This window comes from Microbulbifer sp. NBRC 101763, assembly GCF_040371615.1.
Taxonomy (GTDB): Bacteria; Pseudomonadota; Gammaproteobacteria; order Pseudomonadales; family Cellvibrionaceae; genus Microbulbifer; species Microbulbifer variabilis.
In genome coordinates this window covers 1-9,315 of sequence record NZ_BAABQV010000017.1, presented here as the reverse complement: position 1 = coordinate 9,315, position 9,315 = coordinate 1, and the positions used below count along the sequence as shown (strand labels likewise).

Sequence of the window (9,315 nt, the reverse complement as noted above, 5' to 3'; positions counted from 1 at the left end):
TATCCATGGATTCTGTTAGTAACCGTCTCTTCATCCGCTTGTCATCAGTTATAAACAACTACCTGTTTAGACAGAGATGTCAGTTTTATTAAAGGTGGCACGGAAGTCTTTGTGATCGAAAGTTTGGCTTGGGTGGAATAAGAGGGAAATAAAAAAGCCCCTCTGAGTGGGGCTTTTTTATTTAGGTTGTGCTGAAGTATGCAGAAGATAGTTTGCTATGGTTCATAGGCATTTTCTGGGACCAGATCGTAATTCATTTCTTTTAGGCTCAGCTCATCAAGAGGAACCAGCTGTGCGGGAAGAGAAAAGCTACGTAGTGGCTTACCCTGGGCCCAGTCCAGGATAGTAATTGTTTCTGTTTCTTCTTGGAGCTGGTGTAGTAGGCCCTTTAGTGCGATCGCATTAGCTGAAGATAAGAAGTGATACTCATGCTCTCCCTCCAGCTGAACGAAACGGGACTCCTTGTCAGCTTCTTCAATACGAAGCCATGCTGTGCCTTTAACCACACCCTCTTCACCGAGAACCATAGGCCCAAGTGAGTCTTCATAGATCGAGGTTAAGTTGTTAACTATTGGAGGGCGTAATGTGCCAACCCAAACCCAACCAGAGAGACTTATACGACTTAACTGCCATTCACACAGCCAGACTGTCTGATCATCATCGATGCGAAACTCACGATACTCTCGCTGCCCAAGATAGCTGTCAAAACTAACTTCCTCGTTGGGGTTATCCCGACGGAAGCTGTGTAGCTGCTGGGTCATCTCATAATTGACTTCCCAGTGTTTTCTTAAGCGCCACTGCATAGGGTATTGACCCCACTCGACGATATATTCTTCCCGCTCGCGGATAGTTTCTACAACCCGCCAGAAGGCGCCATCAATCAAAATGCAGGTATCGCCAATTTTACAGCCTGGAGCGATGATGCTGCATTCCGGTGACGCCTCTGAAGCGCTGACAATATGCTCAGCGCGCCCTTCGATTACATCGTACCAGGGGAATCCATGGCGCAAGGGCGGAGGGAATGCGAGTGGTGGTCGACCACCGAGTAGGCGACGAAAAAGTACCGACTTCTCAATTTCCAGGTCAGAGAGAGTATAACCTTCCTGTTGGGTGATCTGGCCCCAGGCAAAGGCGGCTCGGATTAGGTGTTTTTCACGGTCTGAAAAGCTCATGGGTGCAGTCATGGGCAAACTAAAACGGAAACCTTACCACTGTGGGGAGGAGGGTGCTAATGCAATTCATTGACATGGGATGGTAAAGGACAGGTTTACTTGAGCTTAGATACACTGGGGTACTCGACAAATAGATTAGGAGAAGCTGTCGTGGTATGGATGCGGAGGTTATATTTCGGTTGTTTAGTAATGGGTTTTTTTATCGCCCATGGTGCTATGGCGGCCGAAGGAAATGGTGGGGCTGACGATTGCTATCTTGATGGATGGCAATACTCATTGCAGTGTTCTCGGATTACAGTTGGGAAAGAGGACACACAAGTTAAACTGGCCGTAATGGTTTCTCCCGCGCTGGATGAAAGCGGAGAAGAGCCTCTCTATCTACTCGCGGGGGGGCCTGGGCAGGCGGCGAGTGATCTTGCAATCCTGCTGAACAAGTTTCGTAAAATAAACCAAACGCGTGCAATCGTATTGGTGGATCGCCGCGGTGCAGGATTATCCCGCCCATTTAGCTGCGGTATTGATCGCAATACGCCAAACGAATTGGAAGTGATCTCAAAATCACTGGCAGATTGCTACCTGCAACAAACAACATTTGCCAATTCACTCAGTAGCCGCCAGACCATTGAAGACCTTGAACTGGTGCGGAAACATTTCGGCCACGAGAAGATTTCCCTGTGGGGTGGTTCCTGGGGAACACGGACAGCTTTACTTTATCAGCAGTGGTATCCGGACAGTTTAACTGCCTTGGTACTAGATGCGGTAGCACCTATAGATACAAAGGTGTTTTTAGGGGCTTCGGCTGCTGAGCATGCCTTGCAAACTTTAGTGAGAGACTGTCAATCCGATTTAGCCTGCTCCCGGTTTGGTGATTGGCGGGGAGAATTGGAACAATTGCTGATTAACTGGGATGATTCCGCTGCGAAAAAATTTCCGGATCCAGTTACGGGGAGAATATCCGAGCAACCCATGTCACTTTGGGCCTTGCAAAGCATGATCCGGGCGGCTTTGTACTCTCCCGAAGCGTCTGCGCAACTGCCATTTGCAATCACTGAAGCAGGCTCAGGTAATTACTTGCCATTGGCCGGTATAGCGGGATTTTTTTCAGATACAACAACGGGAATGTCCCTGGGCCTGACTTTCTCTGTTGCCTGCTCAGAGGAGTTACATCGAATCAGCGAGGAAGAAGTTGCTGCGGATATTGCTGGTGCTTTTATTGGCAGGGCTTTTCTTGAGTTTTTTTCTCGTGGCTGTGATGTATGGCCTGTGCCTAAAAGGCTTTATAGCAAACCTGAACCCCGTCACCATCCAGTATTGTTAATATCGGGTGAAGCGGATCCGATCACGCCGCCAATCTATGCACAAAAGGATCTTGATTATCTCTCCAATAAGCAGCACCTGGTAGTAATGGGGGGAGGACATATTAATTCCATTCGAGGTTGTATTCCTGATTTGATTGATAAATTTCTTACTTCACCTGAAGTGAAGCTGGATCAAGCTTGTGTGAAGGATATTCACAGACCGCCGTTCATGATTGGAGCTTATGGACCAGAGTTGGATCGGAGAGGCGGTTCTGATTCAAAAGGAATGGAACAGGGGGGGGAGCGGCAGTGATTAGAGTTAATTCGGTTAGTAAGCAGTTTTCGGGAACCCCTGTACTGAAGAACCTGAACTTTTCTATTGCTGATGGGCAGATAACAGCCTTACTGGGTGCCAATGGTGCGGGCAAAACGACATGTCTTCGCATTATTACCGGTTTACTAAAAGCAGATAGTGGGCATGCTTATGTTGGTGGCCTGGAGGTTTCAAAGTATCCGAAGGAAATACGTCGGCAGTTAGGCGTGGTTGGAGACCGGGAGGGACTTTATGAACGTCTTACCGTAGCGGAGTATTTGTCCTTTTTCGCCAGTGCCCAAGGGTTGGCTGGAGATAAATTAGAATTTGCATTGCAATCTGTGCGAGAAGAGTTAGAGCTATCCAGCCTTTGGAATCGTCGAACAAAAGGGTTTTCTCAAGGGGAGAGAATGAAGGTGTCTCTCGCTCGGGCGCTAGTACATCGGCCCTCCCATCTGATTTTGGATGAGCCCACCCGTGGTTTAGATGTGCTTGCTGCCAGGTTACTGCGTAGAACTCTTTTAAACTTGAGGTCAGAGGGAACAGCAATTTTATTTTCGAGCCATATTATGGCTGAGGTTGTAGAGCTATCCGATACTGTTTTGATCATGGCAAATGGCACTATTGTCGATAGTGGAACCCCGGGCGAACTCAATACACGTTCAGGTAGTAACAGCCTTGAGGATAGTTTCGTGAAGCTTGCTTATGGTCAAAGGGCAGGGAAGCGTCAGCAGGGAGAGGTAGCATGAGTATTGTCGATAATGTTTTATCACAGCAATTCCAAGCACTGGTTCTAAAGGAGCTTCTTGAAGTTTGGCGTGATCGGCGGGCTTTAATGATTGCATTGGGTTTTACCCTTTTATTTCCAGCAATAATGATTGGAAGTGGTGCCCTATCTTTTAAGGTAGTGTCCGAAACCAATTTAAATATTGCCATTGTAGGTAGTGACTATGCCCCTTTATTAGAGAATCAATTACATGGAACTGGTTTCCGGATTGATCAGTTGAGGGAGGGGATTCCACGTGAACTTCTTGAGGATAAATATGATGCTGTCCTACAAATAGGCAAAGAATTTGAGACAGACTATCGCAATCTCCTGTCTCCCAAAGTCTATTTGTATGTTGATGGTTCAAGTAAATCTGGTGGGCGAGGTATTCAGCTTATACAGGAGCGCCTGGGTACCCTACAGAAAACAATTATGCAGCAGCGTTTATCAGCACGTGGTATTGCGCCTCAGGTTCTTACTCCCTGGCAGTTACAAATAAGGGACGTTAGCACTCCGTCCAGCCGGGGGTTAGCTATTTTAGGAATTATGGTGCCAGTGCTATTGATTATGGCGTTGATGGTATGCAGCGCAGCTCCATCTATCGACACCTCTGCGGGAGAGCGGGAGCGCATGAGTATCGAAACCTTATTGCAGCAACCCTTGAATGGTTGGCAGATTATTGTGGCGAAAGTGCTCGCCGTAACCAGTATCGGTTGGTTTGGGTCACTTCTTTCGCTCGCAGTTTTAACGCTATCATTTACTCTTTTACCACTGGCAGAAATTGGAGTGCAGTTTTCTGCAGGAATAGCCGAGTTGGTGGCTATGAGTTTTTTGTTATTGCCACTGGCATTGCTGGTTGCTGTTCTCCAGATTCTTTTGGCCCTGCGCTCCCAGTCCTTTAAAGATGCACAAATCCAGCTGAGCATTTTGCAGGGATTACCTGTCGCATTGCTGATGATAGTAAATCTATCTGACATTAAATTGGACTCACCCGCTTGGCAACTGACCCCCTTAATCGGGCAGCAACAATGGCTCAGCCTGTTAATGGCAGGTGAGGCGATACCTGTACCCTTGGCTCTTGCTGGCTCCTTGGTCACCCTATCTTTGGTTGGGCTGTGTATATTAGTAGGTGCACGTGCTTTGAGTCGTGAGAGCCTGCTTGGGGCTACCTAGCTGATGAATTGAGAGTTGTATTGGCATGAATGACTTCCGCGAGGGGCTGCTGAGTATTAATTTGCAGTCAATTGCTGATAACTATCTAGATCTGACCGAGAAGTTGGCTGGTGGCGCCCGCTGTGGCGCTGTGGTCAAGGCGGATGCCTATGGCCTAGGTATGACCCAGGTAGCGCCGACCCTCTACCGGCAAGGCTGCCGGGACTTCTTTGTTGCAACCCAAGCGGAAGGGGAGCGTCTTCGTAGAGAGCTGGGGGACGAGGTCCGCATCGTTATTCTAACCGGGGTGCGAAATGGGGCAGAATTAGAGTGTGCCCATGCAGGGTTGATGCCAACACTGTTTACCCTGGAGCAATTGCGCAATTGGGTCGAAATATGTGCTCGCGCGGAATTAGTGGCTCCCTGTGCGGTAAAAGTGGATTCGGGTATGACCCGCCTGGGTCTCAGCGAGGAGGAGTTTGAATTACTACTGGGGGACCGGCAATTACTTGGCTCCGCGGATATACGCATCCTTCTCAGCCATCTGGCTTGTGCGGATGAGCCGCTCCATCCACAAAATAGCTTTCAATTGCGCAGTTTTAAAGAAGCTGGTGAGAGGCTGCGTTCACTGTGTCCCGAGGTGCAGCTGAGCCTCGCTAATTCCTCAGGCATTTTCCTCGGTGAGGATTATCACTTTGATATTGCCCGCCCCGGATCTGCTCTCTACGGGATTAACCCGGTTCCCGGTACTCCCAATCCAATGAGGCCCACAGTAGCACTCAGTCTACCGATAGTGCAAAAGCGTTTTGTCAGTCGCGAACAGTCTGTTGGTTATGGAGCGACCCAACAGGCTGCAGCAGGAAGCTGGCTGGCAGTGGCTCGGGGTGGCTATGCAGACGGTATAATCCGGGCTCAGGGTGGCCGGGGCCGCGGCTGGGCCTGCGGTCGCCATCTACCGATAATCGGTCGTATATCTATGGATTCCACTACTTTCGATATCTCTGCGTTATCCGACCAAGACCGGGAATCTCTGCAGTCCATAGATGTTCTCAATAAAGAGCTAACGGTGGATGAGGTGGCAGAATACGCTGGCACTATTGGTTATGAGGTGTTGACCAGCCTCGGACATCGTTATTTTCGTCGCTATATAAAAAGTTGATCGCCTTGCAAGACACTATCGCAAAAAGCTCACTGGAACAGTTACGCCCGGTATTGGAATTACTGGCTGATGGTAATCTGCATTCTGGGGAATCTCTCGGTGCAGCCCTTGGAGTAAGCCGCGCTGCAGTGTGGAAGCAATTAAAGAAATTTGAGCATTACGGATTGGCTCTCGAATCGGTTAAAGGGAGGGGTTACCGTTTGCCTGGAGGGTTGGAGTTGCTCTCTTCGGACAAGATTTACGAGGGGCTTGGGGATAATTCCAATGCTCTTTTACGCGAGCTGATTTTATTTGACGAGGTGGGCTCGACGAATACGCAGCTCTTAACTCGCATGGAGCAGGGTAGTGGGCATGCTATTGCCATGCTTGCAGAAAGACAGAGTGCTGGTCGAGGGCGTCGCGGTCGAGGCTGGATCAGCCCTTATGGGGTTGGGGTGAGTTTGTCTGTCGGCTGGGAGTTCAGCGGCGGAGTGCAAAGCCTGGAGGGACTGAGCCTCGCGGTAGGGGTGGCGTTGGCGCGGGCATTAGAACGTTTTTCGGTACCGGATATCCGCTTGAAATGGCCCAATGATATCTGGTGCCGTGGCCGGAAGCTTGCAGGGGTTTTGCTTGAGCTCAAGGGGGATCTGACCGATCGCTGTGCTGTGGTTATCGGCATAGGGCTGAATAGTGGCCTGCGCATTGAAACCGCCACTGAAATTGATCAGCCTTGGGCGGATTTGCAGCAGATTTGCCCGGGGATACCGCGTAACCATTTAGTGGCTGCGATATTGGATGAGCTGTTACCGTTATTGCACGAATATCCACAAAGAGGATTTAGTGCTTACCGGGATGCCTGGACCAAGCTGGATCAATTTGCCGGCCAACCGGTCACACTGCAGGCCGGTTCTCAGGTTTGGGCCGGTATCGCCGCTGGGGTAGATGACAAAGGTGCCTTAATTTTAGATATGGATGGAGAGCTGAAACACTTTCATGGAGGGGAAATCTCTTTGCGGGGGCAGGTTTGATTCTGGAACTGGATATTGGTAATACCCGTGGCAAATGGCGCCTGTTAAACGAAGGGCAGGTAGATATGCGCGGGCATTTTGGTACCTCCGACTTGCGTGAAGGTCGTATGCCGGGCGGCTGGGATAAGCTGGGCCTGGAGTTGCAGCCCAAGCGGGTTCGCGTGGTAAATGTTGCGGGCCCCGTAGTCGCTGAGTCGTTGTCAGAGCATGTAAGATCCTTGTTTTCTCTGGATGTGGAGTTCTCACAGGTACTCGAAGAATGTGCCGGAGTTACCTGTGGCTATGACAACCACCAGGTGTTAGGTACTGATCGATGGCTGGCGATGCTTGCCGCATATGGCCGGGACCAGAGTGCAGCACTAATTGTGGACTGTGGCAGCGCGGTTACCCTAGATTTGATAGACAATAACGGAGGTCACCTTGGTGGGTATATCGTACCCGGTATAGGTTTAATGCAGCGCTCTCTGCGGCTGGATACTCATGCGGCCAAGAGTGCGCAGGCGTTTACATTGACGACATCGTTAAGTGCTGGGCGCAATACCGGTGAGGCCATTAATCGCGGACTATTTCTAATGGTGCTTGGGGCAATCGATCGGGCACTTGATCAACTGCGAAATTATACTGGTGGGGAGCCGTTACTGTGGCTTACCGGTGGAGATGGGGCGCTACTGTCCTCTCTCTATCAAAGTGAGCATCACTTGGTGCCGGAGTTGGTACTGGATGGCTTGGCGTTGAGTAATCCCTAAATATAAAGACTGTTATGCGTTGGATCGCTCTCTTCTTACTGATACTTAATCTGGGGGTGTTTGCCTGGTTTATGGCGGCATCCCCAGCTAATGATGGCACCGTCAGTGTTGTCAGCCCAGGTCGGGGCACTGAAATCCAGGAAATTGTCTTGGTTAGTGAAATATCGCCAGAACAGCTGCCCCCAGTGGAAGAGGAGACGGCCCCGTTAGCCACTGAGGTCTCTGGAGAGCAGTTGTGTACCTTGATCGGGCCTTTTCCCGAAGAATATCTGGGGAAGGATATAGTGGAGCGTCTCTCCGCCCTCCAGGTTTCTGCCAGTCTTCGCGAAATTCAAATGCAAGGGCAGATGCGTTACTGGGTTTTTTTACCGCCGCTGAACTCTCGTAGAGAGGCATTCAACCGTTTGCGTGAACTGCAGGCCCAGGGTATCGATAGCTATGTAATCCCCAAGGGTGCTCTTGCCGACGGTATATCATTTGGTATTTTCAGTGAACGCGAACGCGCAGAAGGTCTTGCTGAAGAACTGGCGGAAAAGGGAATTGGGGCGCAGTTCCGTGAAGAGCCTCAGACTCATATGGAGCGTTGGATTATGTTGGCGCCTGGGCAGGCTGAACGTTTGGCTGGAGAATTCTGGCAACATCTGCAGGAAGAGCACCCCAAGCTGGATCGGCGCAGAAATCTTTGTTCAGAAGTGGCGAGCTGAAAGGCTCTCGACTATAGGTCTTAATCCTCACGGCTTGATATTTAGCGGCTGAATTTTTCTCTATGAGGCAAATGGCGACACAAAAAATTCCGATTTATCTGTAAAAAGGGTGTTGCTTGTCAGGATAACTTCCCCTAGAATCCCGCCTCCATTGACGAGGCTGACCAATCAACTTCGCCAATGAATGGGATAGTGCTGGCGTAGCTCAGTTGGTAGAGCAGCTGACTTGTAATCAGCCGGTCGGGGGTTCGACTCCTCTCGCCAGCTCCATTTTATCCCGGCATTGTTCAACATTAAATTTCGCAGGTAAGTCTGTGAAATTTAAAGAAAAAAATGTTGACAGTGCAGCGGAAGGTGTAGAGAATGCACCCCGCATTGAGGCAGGGGTTCCCGAGTGGCCAAAGGGATCAGACTGTAAATCTGACGCGAAAGCTTCGGTGGTTCGAATCCACCCCCCTGCACCATTTTTTACACCGTAAGGTGTTGCCGGCGAAACGGATTGTTTCGTTTGGAGGCTCCCGCAAGCGGGCATAGTTCAATGGTAGAACCTCAGCCTTCCAAGCTGATGATGCGGGTTCGATTCCCGCTGCCCGCTCCAGTTATGGGTTCAGCTGGAATACCCTCCGGATTGGCAAGCCTTGTGGTCGCCTGGTTTGGCGAGATATTTGCTCATGTAGCTCAGGGGTAGAGCACACCCTTGGTAAGGGTGAGGTCGGCGGTTCAAATCCGCCCATGAGCTCCATTTTTAATAGCCGCGAGGGTGAGAGCTCTTGCGGTTGTTTGTGTCCGGGGTCGGGGTTTTCCGGGTCGGATGCGCATGTTCTGGACATGGGTGGGATCGTTAACGGTTCACCTATATTAGGAGGCTGCAATGGCAAAAGAAAAGTTTGAACGTTCCAAGCCCCACGTGAACGTGGGCACCATCGGTCACGTTGACCACGGTAAAACCACCCTGACCGCTGCTCTGACCCGCGTATGTGCGGAAGTATGGGGCGGTG

The 9,315-nt window shown here is 50.3% G+C and carries 9 protein-coding genes and 4 tRNA genes; 12 read left to right on the top strand and 1 reads right to left on the bottom strand.

Annotation, left to right across the window (positions count from 1 at the left end; genetic code table 11):
- Positions 1-215 precede the first annotated feature (215 nt).
- Entirely contained in the window at positions 216-1,172 is a 957-nt protein-coding gene (locus ABWV76_RS21880) for a hypothetical protein (RefSeq protein ID WP_353377278.1), read from the bottom strand.
- 189 nt (positions 1,173-1,361) lie between these two features.
- Here ABWV76_RS21880 and ABWV76_RS21875 point away from each other — a divergent pair, with 189 nt between their 5' ends.
- The 12 genes from ABWV76_RS21875 to ABWV76_RS21820 all read left to right on the top strand — a co-directional run.
- Positions 1,362-2,783 (top strand): alpha/beta hydrolase, encoded by a 1,422-nt coding sequence (locus ABWV76_RS21875; RefSeq protein ID WP_353377277.1) that lies wholly within the window; start codon positions 1,362-1,364, stop codon positions 2,781-2,783.
- Positions 2,780-3,532 carry an ABC transporter ATP-binding protein gene (locus ABWV76_RS21870; protein ID WP_020411095.1) on the top strand — a complete coding sequence of 251 codons (753 nt, stop codon included), beginning with the start codon at positions 2,780-2,782 and terminating at the stop codon, positions 3,530-3,532. The genes ABWV76_RS21875 and ABWV76_RS21870 overlap by 4 nt, the downstream gene beginning before the upstream one ends.
- Complete coding sequence (locus tag ABWV76_RS21865) at positions 3,529-4,722, top strand: ABC transporter permease (RefSeq protein ID WP_353377276.1); 1,194 nt, start codon at positions 3,529-3,531, stop codon at positions 4,720-4,722. The genes ABWV76_RS21870 and ABWV76_RS21865 overlap by 4 nt, the downstream gene beginning before the upstream one ends.
- A gap of 25 nt (positions 4,723-4,747) precedes the next feature.
- Positions 4,748-5,860: an alanine racemase gene (gene alr / locus ABWV76_RS21860; protein ID WP_353377275.1), complete on the top strand. Its 1,113-nt coding sequence runs from the start codon at positions 4,748-4,750 to the stop codon at positions 5,858-5,860.
- A gap of 5 nt (positions 5,861-5,865) precedes the next feature.
- Positions 5,866-6,867, top strand: coding sequence for a bifunctional biotin--[acetyl-CoA-carboxylase] ligase/biotin operon repressor BirA (gene birA, locus ABWV76_RS21855; RefSeq protein WP_353377274.1), 1,002 nt, complete (start codon positions 5,866-5,868; stop codon positions 6,865-6,867).
- Complete coding sequence (locus ABWV76_RS21850) at positions 6,864-7,613, top strand: type III pantothenate kinase (protein WP_353377273.1); 750 nt, start codon at positions 6,864-6,866, stop codon at positions 7,611-7,613. Before birA ends, ABWV76_RS21850 begins: the two co-directional genes overlap by 4 nt.
- Positions 7,614-7,627: 14 nt before the next feature.
- Positions 7,628-8,317, top strand: coding sequence for an SPOR domain-containing protein (locus tag ABWV76_RS21845; protein ID WP_353377272.1), 690 nt, complete (start codon positions 7,628-7,630; stop codon positions 8,315-8,317).
- A 194-nt stretch (positions 8,318-8,511) separates the two neighbouring features.
- Positions 8,512-8,587 (top strand) — tRNA-Thr (locus ABWV76_RS21840).
- A 110-nt stretch (positions 8,588-8,697) separates the two neighbouring features.
- A tRNA-Tyr gene (locus ABWV76_RS21835) sits at positions 8,698-8,781 on the top strand.
- A gap of 60 nt (positions 8,782-8,841) precedes the next feature.
- Positions 8,842-8,915, top strand: a tRNA-Gly gene (locus ABWV76_RS21830).
- A 69-nt stretch (positions 8,916-8,984) separates the two neighbouring features.
- A tRNA-Thr gene (locus ABWV76_RS21825) sits at positions 8,985-9,059 on the top strand.
- 129 nt (positions 9,060-9,188) lie between these two features.
- Positions 9,189-9,315 (top strand): GTP-binding protein (locus tag ABWV76_RS21820; protein WP_353377279.1); only part of this gene is annotated, 127 nt, incomplete at its 3' end.

Bases quoted from the DNA above. Each gene is read 5' to 3' on its own strand.
- ABWV76_RS21875 (WP_353377277.1), top strand. From the start codon at position 1,362: ATGGGTTTTTTTATCGCCCATGGTGCTATGGCGGCCGAAGGAAATGGT.
- ABWV76_RS21845 (WP_353377272.1), top strand. From the start codon at position 7,628: ATGCGTTGGATCGCTCTCTTCTTACTGATACTTAATCTGGGGGTGTTT.
- ABWV76_RS21880 (WP_353377278.1), bottom strand. From the start codon at position 1,172: ATGAGCTTTTCAGACCGTGAAAAACACCTAATCCGAGCCGCCTTTGCC.
- ABWV76_RS21865 (WP_353377276.1), top strand. From the start codon at position 3,529: ATGAGTATTGTCGATAATGTTTTATCACAGCAATTCCAAGCACTGGTT.
- alr (WP_353377275.1), top strand. From the start codon at position 4,748: ATGAATGACTTCCGCGAGGGGCTGCTGAGTATTAATTTGCAGTCAATT.